The following is a 21,045-nucleotide window of genomic DNA, read 5'->3' on the forward strand; positions in this document are numbered from 1 at the left end:
AACTCCTTAAAACCCAGTACTACGGTTGAACTCGAACATCACACAGGCGTTGTGCAATGCGAACGTGTTGCCAAGCGGGGACTGAACCTGGTCGTACAGGCCGTGTGTGTCCCGCAGGTTGCCCCGGGCACCGGTGGCTGGGCCGGATGCCTTTGGATCGGTAGGTCGGCCTCGCCCGTAGCTCAATGTGCTGTCCGGGGCGGCGGCGCGCGAAAGCGAGATGCGAACAGTATCGAAAGCCGTAACGCTGACCGAGCTGATGAGATCGGTGACCAGGCTACCGTTCTCGCGAATGTCGAAGCCGAAGTTCGCCGTCAACGCGGCCAGAGCGTTATCCAGGACCAGCTCCCCACGGGGAACATGGAACTTGATGTCGATAGCCTGAGATTTCCAATCGACACTAACAGGCTCCAACGGCCGCCACTTTCCAGAGCGGCGAACCATCGTTTCGTACATGGCGCGCGATCGATACTCGCCAAGCAGCCAGGAGGCCTCATTGGTGAGATGCAGCACGTCCTCGACAGTCGGGAAGATGTAAGCCGGCGCTGCGAGAACAACATCAGGCCGCTTTCTGCTCAGCCGCCACTGCGACAGGGCGATGCTCATGTTGTCGAGGTCGTATTTTCGGTGTGCCGCTACCTGGTAGGTGAAGAGGTAGGGGCGAAACTTCTGGCCGGTAATGCCGACGATTTCTCGGGTCAGCCCGTCGAAGATCGCCATCATGTACTCGGCGTATTGGTACGCGGACTTGGTGGAGACTGTGGTGGTGTAGTTGCTTTCACCCTGATCCCAGGTGTACGCCCACACCGAGTAGGTCTTACCCAGCTTCGTTGCAGCGGCCAGGCCATCGCGAACCGTTTGGATGGTTTTCTCGTAATAGCCTTCGCCAAGGGGGGCGGCTGACAACTGCTCAACCGACCGGCCGCCGCGGCCGGTTGCGGCCCCAACCATGATCCAGTCAGCCTCTGATTCACCATCAGCTACGGCACGGCGGACCAGGCCGTTACACAGGGCTGACACAGGCGTTTCGCCCTCATCACCAAAGTCCGATTCAACCAACGGAGCAAAGGTGTCAGGGGTATAGCCAGAGTCACCAGGTCTTGATTTCACACCGCTGGCCATCATGACGTTCTGATATTCCTGAACAGTCGAGATGGCAGGCTTTGCAAAATACCCGCGCGCGAGCGACTGACCATAGCCCAGCACCTGCTTGAAGTAGGTCCGGATCTGTTGATCCAGCAATGCCTCAGCAATCGGTGTCAGCGTGCCCTGAGCCGCAGGCAAGCCAAAGTAGGCGGTACCGGGCGCAATCCGACCGACAATGAAGCGGTTCTCGTCAGAGAACTCGATACCATCCTCTTCCGTGGGCTGGAACGTCAGGCCGTTCACGAAGCTGCTCAGGGAGCCGAAACGAGCCACGATGAAGCCGTTAGGGTCGCTGACTTCCAGGCCATCGCCATTGTTCCTCAGCTGGCCGCCGTGCAAATCCAGTGTGCCGTCCCGAAGCAAGCGCATCAGGATGTACCGGAACTCATCCTCGAAGCTGAAGGCATCGGATTCTTCCGCCTCGATCTGCCGGATCACGTCCTGCACCTCTGACAGCGCCTGCGATGAGGGGTAGCGCTTCTTCTCTACAGCGACCCCGGCCTCGTTTCGATAGAGGATCAGGTAGTCCGTGGCGTCAGCGGCCAACACGCTGAAATACCCTCCGGACACCGTGCCAGCGAGACCAAGCGCAGTGCTGGTGTAGATGCCCCGCCGGTGCTGGTTGACCCAACCTCGGTGGAGTTGTGCCACCAGAGCCGAGCCGGCTCATCAGCCAACGACTCGCCTGGGCCATAGATCCGGTATCGCGCGGTGCTCCCGAGCGATGCGATCGGGGTGTCGCCGATCTTCACGTCAGTCGGGTTGATCTCAAACTCACCCACGCCAACGCACAGCAGCATCTCCACCCACTGCTCCGTTTCGTTGACGAAGTAGTGCCGAGGGGGCACCAGGTAGTCAGGGAAGATCCGCGTGCGGCCGGCGACCTCCCGGATTATGTCCCCCACCTTCACCTGGTTGCCGGTGGTCTTCGCCAAGTTCAGGCTCTGTCCCTTTTGCGACTTGTTCGTAGGGGTGGCTAGCGGCTTCTGCGTGAGCATGATGACGCCGACCGCCACCACGGCAGCCACCACAGCCCACACAGCCACCTCAAGGCCTGTGCCCTTGGGCTCTGGGTAGATGCGGACCGTGTCCATCGGGGAAAACTCGACCTTGCCCCAATGGTCAGGTGAAATGAAAACTCCGTTCACCTCAATGCTGATGGGCGGTGCCGAGCGCGGCGCATACCCTGGCACGTTGCTCTGCAGCCACCCCTCGATCGTCATCACCCTGTCGGTTCTGTGGCGCTCCAGCGGAGAGCCCTCAAGCTTGCTCGGGTAGAATTCGATCACGGTGATAACTCACTTTCAGGTACTGGTCTTTAAATCGCCGAAGCGGCTTGATGGTCGCCCCGGAGGGCTTCATCTCCAGGCCATGCAGCCGGCCTTCGGCCTCAACGATCAGCGCAACGTGGATGCAGATATCGCCCCGCCAGACGCAGGCGATAGCGCCGACCTCCGGCTCGCACCGCTCCATGCCAGCGGCTTCATGGTTGACCGCTCGGGTGAACTCCATGGGCATGGTGTTTCGGACATAGCCCCAGCTCGGTAGCAGCCGCAGGCCGTACACCTCATGACGCACCGCTCTGGCCATTCCCCAGCAATCGAAGCGCGCAGGACCGCGCCCGCCATCCTCGTAGGTGGCGGCCAAGTAGCTGTCAAACATCACACGTACAGGATTCGTACTGCTGCGAGTGGGCGTAGGTTAGGAGTTCGACGCTAAGCCTGGACACCTTAGCCTCCTTGCCCTTGTACAGAGAGCTCGTCAGCACGAATTCTTCCGCTCTCGAGGGAATTGGCTCCCAAGAAATTGTCCTCACTCCAGAAAATCTATCGATCGAATCATTGATCGTTACTGCCAGTACTTTCTGCCCTCCGCCAACCAGGACCAGCCCAGCCAGCGCCACCAATGCCAAACGCTTCATGCCCACCCTCCTTGTTGATGAGGGCAATCTACCATCGCGTCGTTTCAGCGCAAAACTGAGTAGCGCCGGCCAAAAGAAAAGGCACCCGAAGGTGCCCTCTCGATGCCGCTAAGATCCATATCGCACCATAGGCGCGACCACTAACCAACCTTACGTGCCATGTACTCGAATCGACCGCGAAGGTTCACAACTGCCGCCATCAGAAACTCGAACATATCCGGGGTCGATACGGGGATATCGCCTGGTGACATGACCATGCCCTTGATGAGGTCGCGTGTCGACAGCACGCAGGCATCGTCAGCTACCTCTTCGACACGCTGCTCGCCCTTGTGATCGAACGAGACCAGATAGCGCTTTTGCGGGCCGCCCACGATTTGGACCTGTTCGCGCCTCGGTACGAACTCACCTTCAACCACCGCATAAGCGGCAATGAAGTTTCGAGCGCCATCCAGGTGCTCGGCAGGAATGTCTGCGGCTGATCGAACGCCGAAGGCAGCATGCACCTGGGACCAGATCTTTGCTGTAGCGCGCCGCTGAATGGGGACAGGCAGGGCCGCTACCTTGCCCTTAACAATTGCGCCGAGCATGTGGAATCCATCGGTGCCAATGGTCTGACCGAGCAGGGTCATCCGTTGGTTCTTCTCGCGATGATTCACCGCGCGACCTTCATTCCAGTAGGACCATAGTGCGTCGTCGCATTCGTTCTGGTAGTCGATCACGCCATCACGCAGCTCGGGGCGAACCTTGCTTGCATGAATCGACATCAACCAGCCAGCGAGCTTACGCAGAGGGAGGCATGCCATTTCGTATTGCTTACCATCGGCACCAGTTGTGGTGATCATCACCATAACTGAATTGAACCGGCCGCCTTGAAGCTTTGCATGCTGGCTCTTCCAATCCAGGCCCATGCCTTCCACCACTGGCTTCATTGGAATGAATGGCTGACCGTCGCGCTCAACGAGCAGAAGCTTTGCTGAGCGGAACGGGATGACACTGGATGCAGCTGTGCTAATATCGCCCATGACGATTTCTTCCTCGAAGTTGATCTCGTTTCTCGAAGCCCTAAGCGCTGCAACGCTTGGGGCTTTTTCATGCCCGCTGCTTTTGCTCATCCTGCATCTCCTGCTCCAGAGATTTTCTGAGCCGGAAGACAATCTCTCCGCTCAGGCTCCGGCCGTTATGCTCAGCGCTGCGCACAAGGGTCTCGCGCATCTGATCCAGTAGCCGCACACCCACCACTTTCTTCTCTTTTATAGCGTGCATCCCAAGCTCCTTGCTGATGTGTCGTTTGTGTAGTTTCGATTCATTTGTGTCGTCTGTCAACAACAATGTTTCGTTTGTTGCATTGTACGTTTCTAGCGGCGTACCCTCTTGTCCGAGGATGAAACATCCTCGGACATAGCAAGACCGTAAGGCAGCAAGACCGTAAGGCAGCAAGACCGTAAGAAACGCATACGTAAGGCACTAGTAAGGCTGGAATGAATGAAAGGCACATTCGCAGAAACCCTCGCGCACCTGCGTGCTAAGAGGGGTCTGACACAGCGTCAGCTCGGCTCTTCGGCTGGAGTAGCGTGGTCCATGATCTCCAAGTATGAATCGGGACAGTCCTCTCCGCGTCTGAAGATACTCATGCGCCTCGCAAAGGCACTGGACGTGAGCGTCGATGAGCTGCAGGGACACGAACCCGAACCAGATAGCGTCCCCATCATTCTCGAGAGCCCCGACGGCGATGAGATGCCGATTTCGCTCGACCGCAAAACATTCGATCAAATGCAGGAGGCGGCCCGCGAATCAGGTAAACCTGTGGGCGAGATTCTGTCTGAAACCATCGCTTGGGGGCTGCGAATGATCAAAGAAAGCCCCGAATTCGCCGCCAGCCTGAAGCGCCAGATCAAGGACAGCCGGGAGCCGGATGACGGCGAGTAAGCCCAGCCCAACCAAACTCCGGTCCATAATTTCATGCATCTCCAAGGACGATCATGAGCGATCCCCAACCGCTATCGAAAAAAGAAATTCAAGAGAAGGTGTTCGCAAAACTGGATGAACAGAAAGGACTCAGTTTCCTTGAGCAATATGCGATGTACATGGGCAAAGCGCAGCTGCTTGAGTTTGGCCTCAAAGGACTGCTCCATCGACGGTATCAGGCACCACTTGAAGCCATGGAGCGCTGGACTCTCGGACGTACGAAAAATGAGCTTGATGCTAAAGGTGTGAGGAAAGACTTCATTGCTCTGCTGGAGAGTGTTGTTGCCTATCGAAACGATATGGCGCACGAGTTCCTGCTGAACTGCGCCGTCATGAACTCACTGGGAGACTTCTCAGGCAAGGGACAGGCGGGTGACCTCTTCCGCGCTTCGTACGAGCTGGAGCAGATCATCATCCTCCACGACTGGTGCGAAGAGCATGATGCCTGGCAGTAGCATGCCCGAAACCAAGTAAAGAGCCTGAGCCATGCCTTGCGACGGACCTTAACACAATCGTAGAACCCCAGATTAAAAGCGAAATAACCCTATCAATGGATAAAATAGCAAAGAAAGCATTTAAAATCCCTAGAAGTCAGTTAGTAGCTACCTACTCGATTCTAATTGCTGTGCTTTTAAGCGGTACCGCACTTAGCATCTGGTATAAGGACTGGCTGTGGCTTGCCAGATTTGGAGCCTTTCTAGTCTGCCTTGCCATGCTATTTGAGTTAACTGGCCTACCAGAAAACATTATAAACAAAGCCATGGCAATTGCTGAATCAATAAATTTAGAAACCGTATCAAGCCAAGTCAGAAAAAAACCGTACAAGTATGGAATTCACCCCAACCTCAACGAAGACCAAATCGATGAAGTCACACTCAAGGAGCTTAGGCGACGAGTTAAAGAAGTTAAAGAGCTAGCAAAAAAAACAACGTCTGAAAAAATTAAAAAACACCAGTTTTTTATTGCCTCAATCGGGACGTTGCTTTGGGCCTTTGCCGACCTACTGAAACACCTGCTTCCACTGGAATAACATGACCGACCCCACCATCACCTTCAAATGCCTCGGAGTCACCAAGCGAGACGACAGGTTGATTCGGCGTTACCACTTGGAAGTGACTGACACTCAGAGCGGTAGGACCGTGACAATATCGGTCGAGCCTAGGCACCTTGCCTCATTCAGAAGCATGAAAAAATCTTTCTTGAACGCTGCATGGTCTACCCAGCCACGAGAGAGCTGCACGATGAGATGCTCCTTGAGCTGCGTCAGCCTATTTGAAACTCGGCCAAGCGCCAGGCTTCTATTGGATAAATTTACAGTCTTCGGCCTTGCGCAAAAGATGGCATAATGATGGCGCGCAGCTAGCCGCTATCATTGAACAATCTTTCGGGTCGCTAAATGGATATAACCTCTATACCACCAACAGTATTTGTAGCCTTTGGAGTGATAACCGCCGCCTTTATCGCAGGATTTTTCTCTTATTTAAACTTAGTAAGCTCAAAAGAAAACAAAGTATCCGAATTCCGCCTGGACTGGATAAACGGCCTAAGAGACGAAATTTCCGAGTACACCTCCGCAGTACAAGAACTTTCACGAGTTCAGGGTTCTCGATTGTTTGACAAGCATGAATCAGATGAGAAATCTGAAGAAGACCTAGGGAGAGAATGGTTCAAAGAAACTAAAGATGCGTATGCACGCGTCGCCGAGAACCTTTCAAAAATACAATTGAGGCTTAACCCGAAACACATATCAGACCACCCAAACTCCGACGAAGCCAAGCTCATGGCGGCACTTACAAAAGCCAAAAAACTGTTCAATAAAAGAAAATACAGAGCAGCAATGGACCATTCTCAAAAGGTCAAGGAGGCTGCCGCACCTTTATTGAAAACCACTTGGGACTTAGTAAAGAAGGGCGAGCCCGGATACCAGAAAATAAGGAAAATAGCCACCATAATAACAATAACAGGCATTGTGTTTATTTCCGCATGCTTCATCGGGCTATGCGCATACGCAGCATTTTCCACAAAACACGAAAGCGATAAAGTAACAGTTAAGAGCATCAGTCTACAGATCGAATCTAGCGCAAATCTTTCTAAAAGCCTTCAACTGCCGCCAGCAAGCCAGTCCGCCGACTTTCCAGCGTCCAATGACGATAAGTGAAAGTTTCTTCCATAGCGACTGAAACTGATACTCAATTCGACATTTCAAACATCACGCTGGAACACTTCATGCCCCCAGTGATGCGAAGGTCCGGCTAAATAGTCAGGATGATGGCTCGGACTTATAGAATACAATTAGATGCAAAAGCCCAGCGCGGGCTGGGCTTATAAATCACTGTTCCTGAGGAGACCAGTTGAACTTGTAGTTCAACGGGGGTAGTTCATAGTGCTCTGCCAGATACAGGCCCAGCATCTCGCCTTCCTTCGCGTAAGCCGCTGCTTTGTCGACGGTGGGATACCAGCTGACCCAAAGCGTGTCCAGTGGGAACATTTTTTCGAACGACGCGAAGCTGAACCGCCATCCCGCCATGTGGCCGGTAGCGCCTTTCGTACGAGCACATCGAATGAATGCTGCAAGACGGCGCTTGAGGTTGTCCGACTCTCCGACGGTCAAAATACCGTTATCGTCAATGCCCACCGCTCGCGCGATAGCACGGTCTGCACAGATGATGTATACACCAGGTACTGCCGGAGCGCTCTGATAATGATCTACGAGCTTCAGCCACTCGGGCTCCCAGCCGTCCCAATTTTTGACTTTCATCGAACGCCTCCACTGCTTAGAGGCAAAACGATATCACAAGCACCAACCACTGGCTGTCAGATGCAAAAAGCCCAGCGCGTGGCTAGTCTCGTCGTTCAAGGAAGATCGATGCCAAGGCGCTCTTTAAGCAGCTGTTTGCCATAGGCCTTACCGAGTTCGACGAGCATTCCAAGGCCAGCTATTCCCGCTTTCTCAGCCCCTTCCTTAGTCCTACGCCAAATTTCCGGATCACGAACGGTCTCAAGGAATTCATGACCTTTGTAGGTTAGGCGAGTGGGTACCCACTCGAAACCATCATGGCTACCTACATCGTCCGCCTTCAGCATGCCGGCTTCAGCCAGCAACATGATGTGGTAGGAAACCTCGATGTCTGATTTCCCAGGAATCTTAATCGCCAACCAGCGATCCGGTTCGTCGTGAGCCTCCACAGCCAGAAGAACGTCTCGCACAAGCTCCTTATCCAGCTTCATTGAAAAGCGACCTCAAAACGCGTGACTGTAACAGTCAAACTGTCCCCCCTCCACCCTGGACGAAAAGCCAGTAACCAGCCAAGTCCTCGCCGTAGTAGCGTTGTGCCTCCAACGAACCGCCCCGGTCCGTTGCCGGAAAGCCTACGGACCGGGCTGCCGCTACCAAGGAAGCTACATGACAGATCAAAGAGTTATTGACGCCATCAACGCCCATGGCAACGACCTGCAGACTATCAGCTGCGTATTGGCTGGCTTGCTGCAACAGTTAAAGGCATCGCAGGGGACTGCTGCGGTTGAAGCCGCCAAGGCTGTGGCTATCGAAGTAGCTAAGTCAATGCCTCAGCACGGCCCAACAAAGCCAGATATTGACCGCATTACTCGGGTGTTTGATCAGCATAGATAATTGAGAAGTAGATCGTAGGACTGAAGAATGCTCAGTCCTACGATCATTGGACTGGGCGATCGCTCAAACCACGACCTTCGCCCGCCAAAACGTAAACCTGAGCCTCCGTAACCACCGGCTTATTGATCAGCTTTGTTTTCATTATTTCCTCCTGCGGGCTTGCCGCTTCACTTCGCGTCCCCATGACGCAACACAAGGCGCGTCCGGTCGAGCCAGGCCCGCCGAACACGTTGATTCCTGATGGTCTCCACTAGTCCGCTGCCTCGGCCATCACCGTCAGCGCTTCGCTCTCCATGACGCGCACGTCATCAAAGGTTTCGGACAGCTCGCGGCTCGTCAGACCAATCATCTTGGCGGTCCCAGGAATGGCAGCGTAATCGAGCCCAGAGGGCCCGCCCGGCCCCAGGCGCCATTGCGTGCCGAGCGCTTCGAACAGGCAGAAGGCAGGCCATGCGTCAGGCCAGACCTCCACCGCCTCGGTTTCCATGTCGTCCAAGGTCAGGCCGAGGAAAGCCAACTGCTCGGCGGACGGGCCCTGCTCGTACAAAGCCCGTGCCGCCGCCTTCAGTTTCCCAGGCGGGCCGGGTTGTAGGCTTCCTGGTAGGCGTCCAGCACCGCCTGCGGGGCGCCAACACAAGTGGTCACCAAGTTGAGAATGGCCTGATCCGTAAACTTGTCGTCAAAGCCCCAGCCAGCGGTGACGGCCTTGATCTGATCGGCCTGCAGCTGTACCTGGCCGGCAGTGAACTGCTCGAGGCTTGCGCCTTCGGTCTTGCACTTTTCGGCGTGCGCTTCGAAGGCTTGGTTCCAGCCGTCGTACAGCTTGGCCAGGGTGGTGCGATCGAAGTAGCGGAACGTGAACTCCACCGCAACCGGGTCGCTGCCCACGCGTGGGATCTTCACCTCGGCGCTAAACGTTGGGTTCTGAGCAATTTTGATCTTTGCCATGAGTGCTCCTTACGCGCCGGCCAGGTAACGCAGCGAACGAGCCGAGAGGCCGACGCTGATGGTTCGGGTCATGACGTTGTTCCGCTCCATGGTCGGGTCGGGGGTGATGCTGACATAGCCCGGGTACAGGATCTGGTCACCGTTGCGGAGCTTCATGCGGATCACCGCCAGTTCCTTCGACGCGTCGTAACCTTCCACGGCCTCAACGTACGCAGCAGTGGGCTGGTCCTCGACCACAATCGACAAGCTGGTTGGGTTCCGGTTAGTCGGAAACTGCTTGTCATCGTCATCTTCCAAGTAGCCAACGGTCGCATATTGCTGCTCACCACCCGAGGAGGTGAACGAGGTGACCTTGGAGATCTGCACCCAGTCAGAGACGGGAAGCACGGAGCCAACGCCGGCGCCAGCGGTGAAGCGCTCCACGTTACTGGTGTCCAGGCCGCCCAGCGAGAAGGTATCGGCGGCGACACTGGCTGCTTTTACGGCGCGGTCGTTGATCAGCGCCCAGCCAGAGTTGACCAGCAGAACATCGCCGTTCTGGATGCTGTGACCTGCAGCGGTGGCCACCGGTGGCTTGGCGTTGGTCAGCGCGGTGAATGGGACGGCAGCGCCGATGACGCGTGCGATCTCCAGCACTGCGCCGTTTGGCAGCGGGAAGCGTGCGGCCATGGTGTGTTTCCTCTTGGTTAGAAACGACGAAGCCCGCACTGGGCGGGCTTTCGTTCGTCAGGGTGGTGTCAGTGAAGTGGAAGTGATGGCTGCAACTGCGACGCCAAGTCGCTCAGCTTTGCTTCAAGTGGAGGCTTCTGTCGCTGCCATTGGCGCAGGCCTTTTCCGCAAAGGCTTGCCACAGCCTGCTTGCCGCTGTATTCGAGCAATGTTCGCTGGAACTCGGCACCAAGCGACTGCCCTTGACGAGATTGCTCGTCCAGAACATCGAGCACTTTGCGCCTGAAGGCCTTCGCACGCTCGGTGCGGGCGAACATCCCAAGTAGGTGAGCGCCACGAAGACTGAAAACCCGCACCTCTTGCTCACCACCTCTGGTCTTCATCTTGACCAGGGCTGTCATTGTCGGCGTGAACTCGTCCGCATGGCGCCGGTAGAGGTCACGCACGCGTGTTTCAAAGGGGGTCGCATTGGCCTGCAGCTCGTAGCTGTAGGACATCGCCATCAAGCACGCCTCCCGCTTCGGGAAGCGGTAGCACTTCTGGCGACGATTCATTGAGTCGAGGTAGATGTCGGAAAATCTTCCGGCATCTTTTTTCAGCACCTTAGACACCTTCTTCATCAGGTCGGCATGGTCAAGAACAGCCTCCCCTTCCTCGCGCTGCGAATTGATGAAGTCGACAAGCTCCAGGCTGGACATGGAAATCGATCGCGCCACGAAATCGTGGTTTGCATTTTGTGGCGCGGGTCGGTTGGGCGCACTTCGAGCAGCACAGTTTGAGTACGACAACCGGATGCCGCCGGCGGTGAGCGAAGTAGCCGACGCGGAATCCACTTGGATCGACGACGGCATCGCTGAGCTGATGGCGCGCCGCGATGTAGTGTTCCAGCGCCGGATGCGGCCCAAGCAGGGCGTCACCTTCGGCTATGAGGTTCGGGCGTGACCTCCTACCAGCGGGCCCGCCGCATCGCAGCTTGGCGCGGCTCCTTCTCCATGCTCTTCGCCTGCACCTTCTTCATGCTTGCCAGCGCCCTGGCCGGCAGCATCACTTCCTGAATCACACGCACCCGAGCCCGGCGGGCCCTCAGGGGATAACCGGACCTACCCGGAGCGTAAGCGGCGAGAGCGCGCAACCATCCACCGCAGCCAGGGCCTGGAGCGTACCTCCGTGCCTGGGTGACCTGGCATTTCCCTATCCCAACTGACGGCGCCGGCCTGGCGCGAGGTTTTCTAATGTCCACTACCAACATGAGCATCTGGGAGAAGGTCCAAACGACCGACACCCGATTCACCAAGGACGCCAAGGTCGGCGGCCAGCAGATCACTAGCCTGAACGGCACCGCGATGATCATGAAGGCCACCGAGGTTTTCGGTCCGGCTGGCATCGGCTTTGGCTGGAACGTGGTTGAAGAGCGCTTCGACAAGGGCGCCGAGATGTTCAGCGGCGAAGGCGATAAGCGCATCAGCCTCGGCTTCGAACTGAACCACACGATCAAGATCAAGTTCTGGTTCGTTCTGGATGGCCAGCGCGGCGAGATCGAGCAGTACGGCTGCACGCAGTATCTCTACAAGTCGAAGTACGGCACCACCACCGACGGCGAGGCGCCGAAGAAGTCGCTGACCGACGCCATCAAGAAAGCCCTCTCCATGCTCGGCTTCAGCGCTGACGTGTTCCTGGGCATGTTCGACGATGTGAACTACGTGCAGCAGCTGCAGGCCGAGCAGGCGATCGAGCAGGCCGAAGACCGCCAGGCCGAGATTGAACGCCAGCAACAGGAGCGCCTGGACTTCATCAAGGAAACGATCGAGACCATGCAGAAGGCGGTAACGCCGCATGAACGCAAGAAAATCCACGACCATGCCGTGCGCAAGCTCATCGGCCGCAAGGACGAGAAAGGAGCCGCACGGATCTCGCTTGAACTGAAGAAACTCGAAGCAGGGAATCCGCAGGAGGCTGCAGCATGACTCAACTCTACGCACTCACCGGCCAGATGGCCGAACTGGCAGCCATGTGTGACACCGACGACGAAGGCCTCAAGCAAGCCATTCAGGACACCATGGCCGGCATCCAGGGCGAGTTCGAGGTGAAGGCCGACAACATCGTCATGCTGCGTCGGAACATCGAGGGTGACATCGGTGCGATCGACGCTGAAATCGAACGCCTGAGCGAGCTAAAGCGCATCAAGGCCAACAGCGTGACCGCGATCACCGACTACCTGCGGCGCAATATGGATGCAGCCAACATCAAGTCGATCAAGCGCCCGCTGTTCACCATCAGTCTGGTCGCCGGCAAGGAGCGGGTCATCGTCGACAACGAGCAGGCGGTGCCGGACGACCTGACGTCAGTGCAAACCAAGATCGCGCCGGACAAGAACGCCATCGCCGCAAAGCTCAAGGCCGATCGCGAGCACAACGAAGCCGTCCGCAAGCGCATGGCCGCCGGCGAAGACTGCGAACACGAACTGATACCTGAGCCAGCCTGGGCGCATTTGGAGCGCGGCGAGAGCTCAATCCGCATCAAGTGAGGTCAGCATGAACCAATCAATCGACCTGGAGGCCGCCAAAGCGGCCTTCTTCGCGTCTGGCGGGCAGATCATTGTGCTTGAGGGCTTCCAGTACGTGCCCTTCCGGCAGCGCCATCACCCTGAGCCGACGCCAAAGCGGGTCACCCCAGTCAAGCAGGAGCGCGGCGGCGAGCGTAAAAGCCGCGCCAAGGCACGCACAGCTCAGGTAGAAGAGCTCGCCAAGACCATGACCTGTGGCGAGGTTGCAAAGCTCCTGGGCGAAACCAAGACCGCTCTCTGGGGCGTAGCGGCGCGGGGAGGATTCAGGTTCTTCAGCCCGCCGAAGCCGGCCACACCGGCGAAGGCAAAAGCCGAACCGAGCCAGGAGGATCGTGATCTCGCCGACAAGATCGTTGCCCTGCGTGATACCGGCATGTCCCGGTGGGGCGTGACTTTGGAGCTGGGCATCGGTAACTGCAGGTTCGCGCGCATCATTGCCGAGTTCGACATTGACTTCCCGCTCCAGCGGAATCGGGGGTAGGCCATGATCGCCACCATGTCTCAGCCTGTGCCCGCCGTGAAGTACGCGGCGGCCATGGCCAGATCCACTGGTCAGCCTTGGGGCGTATACCGAGGAAACAAGCGTCTACTGGTGGTTATGCCGTCTGGCTCGACGAAGAAAACGCCCATTGAGGTGTGCCACCCATGAGACGCATCCAGAAGCTAACGCAGCAGCGTCGCCGCCAGCTGCACATACACATCCCGCCCAGCGGAATCATGGAGGTGCCGTATGGCGATGTCACCCAAGGAGCGCGACGAGAAGCGCCGCGCCAAATCCGCACGGTTGCAGGAAGAAGACCTGCGCTTGAAGGTTCGACCAGGGACTAGACAGGCACTAGCCGAGATAAAGGCCTGGGCCAGCGTCGAGGAAAACGGCGAAGCCATGACCCTGCTCATCCACCGCATCCATGAATTAGGGCCTGAAGCGGCCCTCCACTTCCTCAGTGCGCCGCGCCACGAAATCGTTGTGTCGGATTTTGTGGCGCGGCGGCTCGATCAGTTCCGCATCAGCCGCGAGCTGCGCGCGCCAGACCTGATGCTGGGCGACGACCCTGACGACGCTGGCGTTCTATTACTGGTGTGCGACACCTTGAGAGGCTCTGAAACGTAAGTGAGGGGATTTGACCAAAATACTCTAGCGGGCTGGCTACTTCGCGATTTTGATTTCAAGGCCACTGGCAACCATCAACAGTCGATTTAGGGCTCCGGCTGAACTCTTGAGACCTTCCCTTAATTCGCCCTGGTGATTCTCGATACCTCGGCTAGCAAGGGCCTCCAAGAATATCGCGACCTCTTGGATTGAAAGCCGTATCTCGTGATCATATTCACCATCACCATCAAAGCCCCTCGTCTTCCTGATATTGAGCCCTGCGAAAAATACGTCCTTTGCATCAGTGTTGATGGCGATGGATGCAGGTTTTTTTGAGCGAATTACGCTCCAGCCAGACTTCCGATTAGCTCCCTGCCTATAGATTTCCATACTCACCTCGCATCCGGCCCCATGCCGGTCACCCGTAATACCCCATCCCAAACCAAATTGCCACCATGGCAAAGGGTCAGTTTGGCGAGTTGTTTTGGGAGTGGAACGGCGCAAAGGTCATGCCGAAAAACCAACCTCCGATCATTGCCAGCCATATCGACTTGTACCCGTCGACGTTGTAGGCAAGCCAGTAGTTGGCCGCAGTGATAACAACGAACACTGAGAAAAACTGCTTGCGGGAATATCTGCTCAGGTAGCGGGTTGCTGCGGCCTCTAGGTCTTTGAGCTTCTTCACTGCGATTCATCCTTGAAAAGACCCTGCAATCCTACCCTATCGCCCCATTTTGACACCATGCCGCATCCGGCTCCTCGGAGGCATGACGCTGCCGACACAAATCAGGAGATCGCGATGAGCAAAGCTCTGAAGCTGGTTTATGGTGTCGGAGCAAACGATGCCGACTACCAGGTCTGCCTTACCGAAACGGTAGGCGGACGTCGACGATCCGTATGGACCTGCCCGTTCTACAAGGCATGGACTGGAATGCTGGAGCGCTGCTACAGCGAGAAGTTTCAGATCAGAAACCCCACCTATCACGACTGCTCGGCGTCCAGCGACTGGTTCATCTTTTCGTCATTCAAGGCATGGATGTCCACGCAAGATCATGAAGGCAAGCACCTGGACAAAGATCTGCTTGTGCCAGGCAACAAGGTGTATTCACCGAACACTTGTGCATTTATCCCGCCTGACCTGAACCGATTCATGGTCGATAGCCAGGCGATACGGGGCGACCTGCCAATCGGAGTTTCCTGGCACAAGGCGCGACAGAGGTTCGTGGCTCAGTGCAGGAACCCCTTCACCGGTCGTCACGAGTTTCTCGGCTATCACGCCAGCGCCTCCGAAGCGCACCAGGCGTGGCGAGAGCACAAGCACCGGATTGCAATTGCCTACGCCGAGACGCAGTCGGATCCTCGTATCGCCGCCGCACTACGGACTCGATACGCCGCCTGACCCTCCGGCGCTGCCCGCCAGAGCCTCAGCGCTTCCTGATAGGGTTTGGGATGTACGCCGACGCCAAAATGCATGACGCGAGCACAACCAGCCAGGCAAGGTGCTGGCCTGGATACATCGCAGATAGGCCACCCCATATCGCCAACAGCGCAAAGCCGATACGGCGCAAACGCTTCGGTGTGAGCCATTCCTGCATGGTTCCGAACCTTTCTCTAAACCGCATACCACTCTCCTTGTTTGGTAAGCGGCGAAGCATATCACCTGCCTGCCACATTCACCCAGACGGCGCCGCCCGCCAGCGCCTTCCCCTATTCAACGATGACGCCTACCCAGCGTGTCACTGCTGACTCAGCGGCTGTTGAGGATGTCTTCCACATTGCTTGCGTAGTTGCTTGCCGACTCGGCCGCCGAGTAGGCGTCATCTGCCGAGTCCCTTGCCTCCATGGCGAAGTATGCGGACGCCCCAGCGAGCAACAGCGTGACCAAGTTGGTGACGATCAGCAATTTGAGCAGCTTGTTTGTATCCATACAGCCTCCTGAATTGAGGTTGAATCAATAAACCACTTCGCCCTGTAACGCCACCCCGGCGAGGGCGTCGCCTGCAATGGAGATTGCCATGAACCCCTACCAGATAACTGGCCCGGCGCAGATCGGCGTCAGTGGTGGCCGCACCAGCGGGCACATGCTCTGGAAAATCCTTGAGGCCCACGGCGGCAAGCTCCCGGCAGATGTGCACGCCTTCTTCCAAAATACCGGCAAGGAGCGCGAGGAGACGCTGGTCTTCATCGACGCCATGGCCAAGCACTGGGGCGTCAATATCGTTTGGATGGAGTGGTGCCGGGTGTACGGCCAGCCGGAAGACGCGCCTTGGTACAAGATCGTCGACTTCGAGACAGCCAGCCGCAACGGCGAGCCCCGATGCCAGCGGTTGCCTAGTTGACGGTTTCGAATATGAAGTTTCCCCACTCTATGTCCGCGCCGATCCTGGCGAGGTTGAGCGGCTGCGCCAAGGCATCGCCAAGCACTGGAAGGTGGTATGCGATCAGCGTGCAGAGATTGAAAGCCTGCGCGACCAGCTCATCAAGGTCGTGCGCAGCGGCGCGCTTACCGCCCCAGAGCATGAAGCGCTTGAGGCTGAATGCTGCGCCATATCCGCCAGCGCAGAGCCGGAGCCAGCGCCGTGAAAACGCACTTCGCACCATCCACCGACCTGGAAGACGTTGAGCAAGCGCCCTGCGGAACCTGGCTAGGGGAATCCTCCGAGCTGTCAGGCGACTGGGCCAAGGTCGATTGCCGGAGGTGCCATAAGCGCCAGAGCAGCATAACCAAGGCCATAGCGGCCGAGGAACACGCCATCGTCGAGCAGATGGGCGACATGGCTGCCTACATGCGCTCGGTAGACTCCGCCTCGTAAGAGAACATCTGTACTCCTACGCTGTAACCCCTCTCCCCTCTATTCACTGCCGCGATATGGCGGCCAAGGAACGACCGTGTCCGAAGTAGACGAACGCGACCTCGAACTGCTCAAGCTGGCCGCCAAGGCAGCACGCCTTGAAATCGAGCCATGCACCTGCCGCGATCCAAAGTGGCCTTTCCGCCTGAAGGGTCAGTCGGGTGTGCGTGCTCACTGGAACCCGCTGATCAACGATGGCGATGCACTGCGCTTGGCCGTAATCATGGGCCGTGCCGATCGCCTGGGTATCCAGATCCACATCGTCGAGCCGTTCGACGGCGACACCGACCCGTACACGGTCGTGGATGCCGAGCGCTTCGGCGAATTCGATATCTACCACGGCGATGATTCTTTCCGCGCCACCCGACGGGCGATCGTAGAGGCGGCTGCATCCATTGGGGGCAGGTCATGACCCGCCTCGCCCTCTGCCTCCTGCTGCTGGCCACCGGCGCCAGCGCGGGGGATCTGCCAGCCAATGTTCGCTCCTTCGAAGACAAGCCGCGCGGCGTCGTCTGTTACGAACTGAACGGCCTGGCCATCAGCTGCGTGAAGGTCTGGATGCCGCAAGTTGCCGACCAGCAGCGCCAGCTCTCCCCGCACGAAACACAACCCGAACCTACACCCGCACTGGCGCCTGGGCGCTGGATTGATGAGAGGTATCAGCTGTGAGCAAGATCGATTGGAGCAATGCGCCTGAGTGGGCAGACGGCCACGGCCTGGTTGCCCATCACGGCATCACCGAGGTGTGGATCAACATGGACCAGTACGCCGTGGTCGGCGCCGAGGATCGCGCTTATCCCTACAGCGGCGGCACCGGCGATCACCGGCATAACTTCACGCAGGGCCAGGTCCAGTACATCACGCCGCGGCCGGCGCGCTGGGATGGCGAAGGTCTTCCGCCTATTGGCCAGAAGATCGAAATGAAGAACAAGCGCTCCACAGAAGATTGGGCTCGGCCTGGATTTCAGGAAGTGACCATCACCGCCATGGGCGCACAGCTGTTTTTGGTCACTTATCGCGAGGGCGGCGAAGAAAACTGCGGCCATCTCAGCGAGTACGATTTCCGGCCGCTCAGCTCTCCTGAGCAACGGGCGGAGGAAGAGCGTCAGCGGGCTGCGCGACAAATGTGCCTGGACGCCGGGCATGAATCCCCAACTCCCGGGCAGATCAAAATGGGATTGACGCTGTACGACGCCGGCTACCGCAAGCAGGTGGAGCCATGATCCTGCCCCTGATGTACATGCCCTAACCCCTCCCCCTACTACTCAAGCCCGCCGACATGCGCGGGCGAGGAGCAACCATGTCTGATTTTCAGACCACGACCGAGCCCGTGGCCCGGAAGCGCCATACCTGCTGCGAATGCCGCGGGCACATCGATCCTGGGCAACGGTACCAGCTGGTGGCTGGCTGCTGGGAAGGCTCGATGGAAAGCTTCAAGACCTGCCTTCCGTGCGTTCAGGCCCGCGATTGGGCGACAGCCCAACCAGAGTGGATGGGTGACGGAGAGCACCTGTACTACTTCGGCATGCTGGAAGAGGATTTGGCCAACCTGGCTCCGGAGGTTTCACCAGGTGACGGCCGCCGTTTCCGAGCCTATCGACTGCAGGTGCAAATCTGCCGCCGGCGTGACGCTGCGCACTCACAGAAAGCAGCCTGACCACCAACCAGCCGCCATCGGCGGCGTGGAGACCTTCCATGAACCTGATCGACTGCTACGTCACGAAGATCCTCGGCGAGCCGTACCGCAAGTTCGGCCACTGGTGGGTCGACGTTGAATACGACAGCTGGGGCAGCACCAGCAGAACCCAGCTTATGTTCCGCACCGAGGAAGCCGCCCGGGCGGCGAAGCTCGGGCACCACTTCACGGCCTGAGGAGGCCCACATGGCAAACGCCACTGCTGCAGTGCAGCCAGGCTTGCTGCCGAGAATCATCCGGGCCGGTGATGCGCCCGGATATCTCGGCATGTGCAGAGACGAATTCAAGAACACCGTCCGCCCATTCGTGCGCGAATTTCCGATTGGAAAGCAAGGCATTGGGTTTGATCGACTTGAGCTGGACGCCTGGGTCGACGCGTACATCGAGGCGATGGCCGTTGAAAAGGCCGCCGATCAAGACAACAATCGGCCTCGCAGCGAGCGTCTGGCCGTGACCTCCAAGGAGAATCCATGGCCAAAAAGGCAATCACAGGCCTCCAGAAAATGCCGAGCGGCATCTGGAAAATCGACAAAATCTACAGGGGAGAGCGAATTCAAGAGAGCACTGGCACTTGTGACCGGGAAGAAGCAGAGCAATACCTGATCCATTTACTGGAGAAGATGCGCCTGCGCAAAGTCTATGGCGTGCGCGAGATCAAGACGTTCAGCGCCGCAGCGGCCAAATACTTGGTCGAGCACAAGGATCAGCCCTCATTCAGGATCACTGCGCTGTACCTGAACCAGCTGGACGACTATATCGGCCACCTGCCGCTGACGCATATCGATGATGAGGCCCTGGCCCCGTTCATTCGCGACAGGAAGGCCGATGTAGTGCTACCGGATGGGAAGGTGAAAAAGGGAGTGAGCAACAGGACAGTTAACATCGCAATCGAGCGAGCGATCCGTGTTCTATCGCTGGCGTGCAGGAAATGGCGGGACGAGGAGCGCCGGCCGTGGCTGGACAGCGTGCCGCTGCTAACCAAGCTGGAAGAGAAGAAGGCGAGCCGAAAGCCCTACCCCATGTCATGGGAGGAGCAATCGGTTCTCTTCGGTGAATTGCCAGACCATTTGCAGCGGATGGCCCTGTTCAAGGTAAACACGGGCTGCCGCGAGCAGGAGGTCTGCAAACTGAGGTGGGATTGGGAGATCTCGGTGCCAGAGCTGGGCACCAGTGTGTTCCTCATACCGGCCGAGTTCGGCGGCAGGCATGAGAACTCCGGGGTCAAGAACCGGGACGAGCGTCTGGTAGTGCTGAACGACGTGGCCAGGTCGATCATAGAGAAGCAGCGCGGGCTTTCACGGGAATGGGTGTTCCCCTACAACGGCACCGCGATGCACAGGATGAACGATTCGGCCTGGAAGAAAGCGCGGGTGCGCGCGGCAAAGCTCTGGCAGGAGCAGCATCTACGGCCGGCACACCCTGGGTTCGCTTCTATCAGGATTCACGACCTTAAGCATACCTTCGGCAGGCGCCTGAAGGCAGCCGGTGTTTCAGAAGAAGATCGCAAGTCGCTTCTGGGTCACAAGAACGGCAGCGTGACCAGTCACTACTCCGGCGCGGAGATCGGTCAACTGATCGAGGCAGCAAACAAGGTATCGGCCACAGATTCACGCGGACCTGTGCTGACAATACTGAAGAGGAGAATTGGGTGATGAAAAGGCGAAGTCACTCGAAAAGTCACTATGCCCAGAAACGAAAAAGCCACCCGAAGGTGGCTAAGTCGTTGAAATATATGGTCGGGACGGAGTGATTCGAACACTCGACCCCTTGCACCCCATGCAAGTGCGCTACCGGGCTGCGCTACGCCCCGACTGGGCTTTGAAGCATGTTCTCAATCTTGCCGAGAACGTTGAAGAATGTACCCTAACCCTCTGATAAATGAAAGCTTTTTCTCAAAAAATTTTCCATTCATCAGAAACCCGGCTTACTTCTTCAACACCACCAACACATCCTCCAACTCAACAATCATCTGCCGAATCAGTTGCTTGTACTGGCTGGATTCATCCTTAGCCTCATCACTGGAGAGCCTCAACCGAGCCCCGCCAATGGTGAACCCCTGATCATACAGCAGCGCACGAATCTGGCGGATCATCAGCACATCCTGGCGCTGGTAATACCGCCGGTTCCCCCGCCGCTTCACAGGGTTCAACTGGTCGAACTCCTGCTCCCAATACCGCAGCACGTGTGGCTTTACGGCACACAACTCGCTCACTTCACCAATGGTGAAGTAGCGTTTGCCCGGTATGGGGGGCAGTTCGTCGTTATGGCTTGGTTCCAGCATAGGCCTCAACCCGGGCCTTCAACTTCTGCCCTGGACGAAAGGTGACGACGCGCCGTGCGGTGATCGGGATCTCTTCCCCTGTCTTGGGGTTACGGCCCGGCCGCTGGCGTTTGTCGCGAAGGTCGAAGTTGCCGAAACCGGACAGCTTGACCTGCTCGTTCTCTTCAAGTGCGTGCCGAATTTCTTCGAAAAACAGCTCGACCAGCTCCTTGGCCTCACGCTTGTTAAGCCCCAGCTCCTCGTACAGCCTTTCGGCCATCTCAGCTTTCGTCAGAGCACCCAT

At 57.5% G+C, this 21,045-nt stretch carries 38 protein-coding genes and 1 tRNA gene; 20 read left to right on the forward strand and 19 right to left on the reverse strand.

All coding sequences use genetic code 11. The annotated features are described in order from the left end of the window. Positions 1 to 6 precede the first annotated feature (6 nt). From ACF8EF_RS15385 to ACF8EF_RS15410, 6 genes are all read right to left on the reverse strand, one after another. On the reverse strand, positions 7 to 1,695 hold the full coding sequence (locus ACF8EF_RS15385; RefSeq protein ID WP_392529142.1) for a hypothetical protein: 1,689 nt from the start codon (positions 1,693 to 1,695) through the stop codon (positions 7 to 9). Further along, positions 1,665 to 2,435 carry a hypothetical protein gene (locus ACF8EF_RS15390; RefSeq protein WP_392529144.1) on the reverse strand — a complete coding sequence of 257 codons (771 nt, stop codon included), beginning with the start codon at positions 2,433 to 2,435 and terminating at the stop codon, positions 1,665 to 1,667. Before ACF8EF_RS15390 ends, ACF8EF_RS15385 begins: the two co-directional genes overlap by 31 nt. Continuing rightward, entirely contained in the window at positions 2,407 to 2,808 is a 402-nt protein-coding gene (locus ACF8EF_RS15395; protein WP_392462292.1) for a hypothetical protein, read from the reverse strand. The genes ACF8EF_RS15390 and ACF8EF_RS15395 overlap by 29 nt, the downstream gene beginning before the upstream one ends. After that, positions 2,801 to 3,067 carry a hypothetical protein gene (locus tag ACF8EF_RS15400; RefSeq protein WP_392529145.1) on the reverse strand — a complete coding sequence of 89 codons (267 nt, stop codon included), beginning with the start codon at positions 3,065 to 3,067 and terminating at the stop codon, positions 2,801 to 2,803. Before ACF8EF_RS15400 ends, ACF8EF_RS15395 begins: the two co-directional genes overlap by 8 nt. Positions 3,068 to 3,207: 140 nt before the next feature. Further along, complete coding sequence (locus tag ACF8EF_RS15405) at positions 3,208 to 4,179, reverse strand: phage antirepressor N-terminal domain-containing protein (RefSeq protein ID WP_392529146.1); 972 nt, start codon at positions 4,177 to 4,179, stop codon at positions 3,208 to 3,210. Further along, positions 4,157 to 4,330 carry an Arc family DNA-binding protein gene (locus ACF8EF_RS15410; RefSeq protein WP_392529147.1) on the reverse strand — a complete coding sequence of 58 codons (174 nt, stop codon included), beginning with the start codon at positions 4,328 to 4,330 and terminating at the stop codon, positions 4,157 to 4,159. The genes ACF8EF_RS15405 and ACF8EF_RS15410 overlap by 23 nt, the downstream gene beginning before the upstream one ends. 219 nt (positions 4,331 to 4,549) lie before the next feature. Here ACF8EF_RS15410 and ACF8EF_RS15415 point away from each other — a divergent pair, with 219 nt between their 5' ends. From ACF8EF_RS15415 to ACF8EF_RS15430, 4 genes are all read left to right on the forward strand, one after another. Beyond that, the gene (locus ACF8EF_RS15415) at positions 4,550 to 4,993 is read left to right on the forward strand and encodes a helix-turn-helix domain-containing protein (protein ID WP_392529149.1); all 444 of its coding nucleotides are present in this window, start codon (positions 4,550 to 4,552) and stop codon (positions 4,991 to 4,993) included. A gap of 53 nt (positions 4,994 to 5,046) precedes the next feature. Continuing rightward, positions 5,047 to 5,487, forward strand: coding sequence for a hypothetical protein (locus ACF8EF_RS15420; RefSeq protein WP_392529151.1), 441 nt, complete (start codon positions 5,047 to 5,049; stop codon positions 5,485 to 5,487). A 95-nt stretch (positions 5,488 to 5,582) separates the two neighbouring features. Next, a complete protein-coding gene (locus tag ACF8EF_RS15425) occupies positions 5,583 to 6,062 on the forward strand; it encodes a hypothetical protein (RefSeq protein WP_392529153.1) in 480 nt (159 codons plus the stop codon). Between the two features lie 366 nt (positions 6,063 to 6,428). Next, the gene (locus tag ACF8EF_RS15430; RefSeq protein WP_392529155.1) at positions 6,429 to 7,190 is read left to right on the forward strand and encodes a hypothetical protein; all 762 of its coding nucleotides are present in this window, start codon (positions 6,429 to 6,431) and stop codon (positions 7,188 to 7,190) included. Between the two features lie 171 nt (positions 7,191 to 7,361). Here ACF8EF_RS15430 and ACF8EF_RS15435 read toward each other — a convergent pair whose 3' ends face one another. Both ACF8EF_RS15435 and ACF8EF_RS15440 read right to left on the reverse strand, forming a co-directional pair. Then, entirely contained in the window at positions 7,362 to 7,790 is a 429-nt protein-coding gene (locus tag ACF8EF_RS15435; RefSeq protein WP_392529157.1) for a hypothetical protein, read from the reverse strand. A gap of 95 nt (positions 7,791 to 7,885) precedes the next feature. Further along, entirely contained in the window at positions 7,886 to 8,260 is a 375-nt protein-coding gene (locus ACF8EF_RS15440) for a DUF2513 domain-containing protein (protein WP_392529159.1), read from the reverse strand. 175 nt (positions 8,261 to 8,435) lie between these two features. Here ACF8EF_RS15440 and ACF8EF_RS15445 point away from each other — a divergent pair, with 175 nt between their 5' ends. Further along, positions 8,436 to 8,663 carry a hypothetical protein gene (locus ACF8EF_RS15445; protein WP_392529161.1) on the forward strand — a complete coding sequence of 76 codons (228 nt, stop codon included), beginning with the start codon at positions 8,436 to 8,438 and terminating at the stop codon, positions 8,661 to 8,663. 250 nt (positions 8,664 to 8,913) lie between these two features. On the opposite strand, the gene ACF8EF_RS15450 is transcribed toward ACF8EF_RS15445, so the two are convergent. The 4 genes from ACF8EF_RS15450 to ACF8EF_RS15465 form a co-directional block, all read right to left on the reverse strand. Continuing rightward, on the reverse strand, positions 8,914 to 9,210 hold the full coding sequence (locus ACF8EF_RS15450; RefSeq protein ID WP_392529162.1) for a DUF1799 domain-containing protein: 297 nt from the start codon (positions 9,208 to 9,210) through the stop codon (positions 8,914 to 8,916). A 17-nt stretch (positions 9,211 to 9,227) separates the two neighbouring features. Continuing rightward, positions 9,228 to 9,611: a phage tail assembly chaperone gene (locus ACF8EF_RS15455; RefSeq protein ID WP_392529164.1), complete on the reverse strand. Its 384-nt coding sequence runs from the start codon at positions 9,609 to 9,611 to the stop codon at positions 9,228 to 9,230. A 9-nt stretch (positions 9,612 to 9,620) separates the two neighbouring features. Beyond that, a complete protein-coding gene (locus ACF8EF_RS15460; RefSeq protein ID WP_392529166.1) occupies positions 9,621 to 10,280 on the reverse strand; it encodes a phage tail protein in 660 nt (219 codons plus the stop codon). A gap of 68 nt (positions 10,281 to 10,348) precedes the next feature. Then, positions 10,349 to 10,978 (reverse strand): hypothetical protein, encoded by a 630-nt coding sequence (locus tag ACF8EF_RS15465; RefSeq protein ID WP_392529167.1) that lies wholly within the window; start codon positions 10,976 to 10,978, stop codon positions 10,349 to 10,351. Here ACF8EF_RS15465 and ACF8EF_RS15470 point away from each other — a divergent pair. The 5 genes from ACF8EF_RS15470 (at position 10,977) to ACF8EF_RS15490 (ending at position 13,954) form a co-directional block, all read left to right on the forward strand. Then, the gene (locus tag ACF8EF_RS15470) at positions 10,977 to 11,222 is read left to right on the forward strand and encodes a hypothetical protein (RefSeq protein ID WP_392529174.1); all 246 of its coding nucleotides are present in this window, start codon (positions 10,977 to 10,979) and stop codon (positions 11,220 to 11,222) included. The two genes, ACF8EF_RS15465 and ACF8EF_RS15470, sit on opposite strands and share 2 nt — an antisense overlap. Before the next feature lie 290 nt (positions 11,223 to 11,512). Beyond that, positions 11,513 to 12,244 carry a hypothetical protein gene (locus ACF8EF_RS15475; protein ID WP_012053029.1) on the forward strand — a complete coding sequence of 244 codons (732 nt, stop codon included), beginning with the start codon at positions 11,513 to 11,515 and terminating at the stop codon, positions 12,242 to 12,244. Then, positions 12,241 to 12,804: a siphovirus Gp157 family protein gene (locus tag ACF8EF_RS15480; RefSeq protein WP_014859721.1), complete on the forward strand. Its 564-nt coding sequence runs from the start codon at positions 12,241 to 12,243 to the stop codon at positions 12,802 to 12,804. The genes ACF8EF_RS15475 and ACF8EF_RS15480 overlap by 4 nt, the downstream gene beginning before the upstream one ends. Positions 12,805 to 12,811: 7 nt before the next feature. Next, positions 12,812 to 13,324 carry a hypothetical protein gene (locus ACF8EF_RS15485; protein WP_392488640.1) on the forward strand — a complete coding sequence of 171 codons (513 nt, stop codon included), beginning with the start codon at positions 12,812 to 12,814 and terminating at the stop codon, positions 13,322 to 13,324. 249 nt (positions 13,325 to 13,573) lie between these two features. Then, positions 13,574 to 13,954: a hypothetical protein gene (locus ACF8EF_RS15490; protein WP_392488641.1), complete on the forward strand. Its 381-nt coding sequence runs from the start codon at positions 13,574 to 13,576 to the stop codon at positions 13,952 to 13,954. 36 nt (positions 13,955 to 13,990) lie between these two features. Here the strand turns inward: ACF8EF_RS15490 and ACF8EF_RS15495 are convergent, their stop codons facing one another. Together ACF8EF_RS15495 and ACF8EF_RS15500 are read right to left on the reverse strand one after the other, a co-directional pair. Next, positions 13,991 to 14,329, reverse strand: a complete 339-nt coding sequence (locus tag ACF8EF_RS15495; protein WP_392488642.1) for a hypothetical protein — start codon at positions 14,327 to 14,329, stop codon at positions 13,991 to 13,993. Positions 14,330 to 14,399: 70 nt separating this feature from the next. Next, positions 14,400 to 14,618: a hypothetical protein gene (locus ACF8EF_RS15500; protein ID WP_014756154.1), complete on the reverse strand. Its 219-nt coding sequence runs from the start codon at positions 14,616 to 14,618 to the stop codon at positions 14,400 to 14,402. 114 nt (positions 14,619 to 14,732) lie between these two features. Here ACF8EF_RS15500 and ACF8EF_RS15505 point away from each other — a divergent pair, with 114 nt between their 5' ends. After that, positions 14,733 to 15,332 carry a hypothetical protein gene (locus tag ACF8EF_RS15505; protein ID WP_392488644.1) on the forward strand — a complete coding sequence of 200 codons (600 nt, stop codon included), beginning with the start codon at positions 14,733 to 14,735 and terminating at the stop codon, positions 15,330 to 15,332. 348 nt (positions 15,333 to 15,680) lie between these two features. Here the strand turns inward: ACF8EF_RS15505 and ACF8EF_RS15510 are convergent, their stop codons facing one another. After that, complete coding sequence (locus tag ACF8EF_RS15510; protein ID WP_180689905.1) at positions 15,681 to 15,860, reverse strand: hypothetical protein; 180 nt, start codon at positions 15,858 to 15,860, stop codon at positions 15,681 to 15,683. Between the two features lie 88 nt (positions 15,861 to 15,948). On the opposite strand from ACF8EF_RS15510, the gene ACF8EF_RS15515 reads away from it, so the two are divergent. After that, a complete protein-coding gene (locus tag ACF8EF_RS15515) occupies positions 15,949 to 16,272 on the forward strand; it encodes a hypothetical protein (protein ID WP_392529170.1) in 324 nt (107 codons plus the stop codon). Here the strand turns inward: ACF8EF_RS15515 and ACF8EF_RS15520 are convergent. Next, the gene (locus ACF8EF_RS15520; RefSeq protein ID WP_392529172.1) at positions 16,265 to 16,534 is read right to left on the reverse strand and encodes a hypothetical protein; all 270 of its coding nucleotides are present in this window, start codon (positions 16,532 to 16,534) and stop codon (positions 16,265 to 16,267) included. The two genes, ACF8EF_RS15515 and ACF8EF_RS15520, sit on opposite strands and share 8 nt — an antisense overlap. Between ACF8EF_RS15520 and ACF8EF_RS15525 the strand changes: the two genes are divergently transcribed. From ACF8EF_RS15525 to ACF8EF_RS15560, 8 genes are all read left to right on the forward strand, one after another. Then, the gene (locus ACF8EF_RS15525; protein WP_392488647.1) at positions 16,513 to 16,746 is read left to right on the forward strand and encodes a hypothetical protein; all 234 of its coding nucleotides are present in this window, start codon (positions 16,513 to 16,515) and stop codon (positions 16,744 to 16,746) included. The genes ACF8EF_RS15520 and ACF8EF_RS15525 overlap by 22 nt on opposite strands. Before the next feature lie 76 nt (positions 16,747 to 16,822). Further along, positions 16,823 to 17,197, forward strand: a complete 375-nt coding sequence (locus tag ACF8EF_RS15530) for a hypothetical protein (protein ID WP_392488648.1) — start codon at positions 16,823 to 16,825, stop codon at positions 17,195 to 17,197. Further along, entirely contained in the window at positions 17,194 to 17,454 is a 261-nt protein-coding gene (locus ACF8EF_RS15535; protein ID WP_392488649.1) for a hypothetical protein, read from the forward strand. The genes ACF8EF_RS15530 and ACF8EF_RS15535 overlap by 4 nt, the downstream gene beginning before the upstream one ends. After that, positions 17,451 to 18,008: a hypothetical protein gene (locus ACF8EF_RS15540; protein WP_392513862.1), complete on the forward strand. Its 558-nt coding sequence runs from the start codon at positions 17,451 to 17,453 to the stop codon at positions 18,006 to 18,008. The genes ACF8EF_RS15535 and ACF8EF_RS15540 overlap by 4 nt, the downstream gene beginning before the upstream one ends. Before the next feature lie 77 nt (positions 18,009 to 18,085). After that, complete coding sequence (locus ACF8EF_RS15545) at positions 18,086 to 18,442, forward strand: hypothetical protein (RefSeq protein WP_173890456.1); 357 nt, start codon at positions 18,086 to 18,088, stop codon at positions 18,440 to 18,442. A gap of 38 nt (positions 18,443 to 18,480) precedes the next feature. Then, on the forward strand, positions 18,481 to 18,657 hold the full coding sequence (locus ACF8EF_RS15550) for a hypothetical protein (protein ID WP_392488651.1): 177 nt from the start codon (positions 18,481 to 18,483) through the stop codon (positions 18,655 to 18,657). A gap of 10 nt (positions 18,658 to 18,667) precedes the next feature. After that, positions 18,668 to 19,084 (forward strand): hypothetical protein, encoded by a 417-nt coding sequence (locus ACF8EF_RS15555; RefSeq protein ID WP_232905549.1) that lies wholly within the window; start codon positions 18,668 to 18,670, stop codon positions 19,082 to 19,084. Next, positions 18,985 to 20,133 carry a tyrosine-type recombinase/integrase gene (locus ACF8EF_RS15560; RefSeq protein WP_230685727.1) on the forward strand — a complete coding sequence of 383 codons (1,149 nt, stop codon included), beginning with the start codon at positions 18,985 to 18,987 and terminating at the stop codon, positions 20,131 to 20,133. Before ACF8EF_RS15555 ends, ACF8EF_RS15560 begins: the two co-directional genes overlap by 100 nt. Before the next feature lie 81 nt (positions 20,134 to 20,214). Here the strand turns inward: ACF8EF_RS15560 and ACF8EF_RS15565 are convergent. The 3 genes from ACF8EF_RS15565 to ihfA all read right to left on the reverse strand — a co-directional run bounded on the left by ACF8EF_RS15565 (position 20,215) and on the right by ihfA (position 21,045). Next, positions 20,215 to 20,291: transfer RNA gene (locus tag ACF8EF_RS15565), tRNA-Pro, on the reverse strand. A gap of 114 nt (positions 20,292 to 20,405) precedes the next feature. Then, positions 20,406 to 20,762, reverse strand: a complete 357-nt coding sequence (locus ACF8EF_RS15570) for a MerR family transcriptional regulator (RefSeq protein WP_003250681.1) — start codon at positions 20,760 to 20,762, stop codon at positions 20,406 to 20,408. After that, positions 20,743 to 21,045, reverse strand: coding sequence for an integration host factor subunit alpha (ihfA, locus tag ACF8EF_RS15575; protein WP_003250679.1), 303 nt, complete (start codon positions 21,043 to 21,045; stop codon positions 20,743 to 20,745). Before ihfA ends, ACF8EF_RS15570 begins: the two co-directional genes overlap by 20 nt.

This window comes from Pseudomonas sp. zjy_15, assembly GCF_043101865.1.
Lineage (GTDB): Bacteria > Pseudomonadota > Gammaproteobacteria > Pseudomonadales > Pseudomonadaceae > Aquipseudomonas > Aquipseudomonas putida_Y.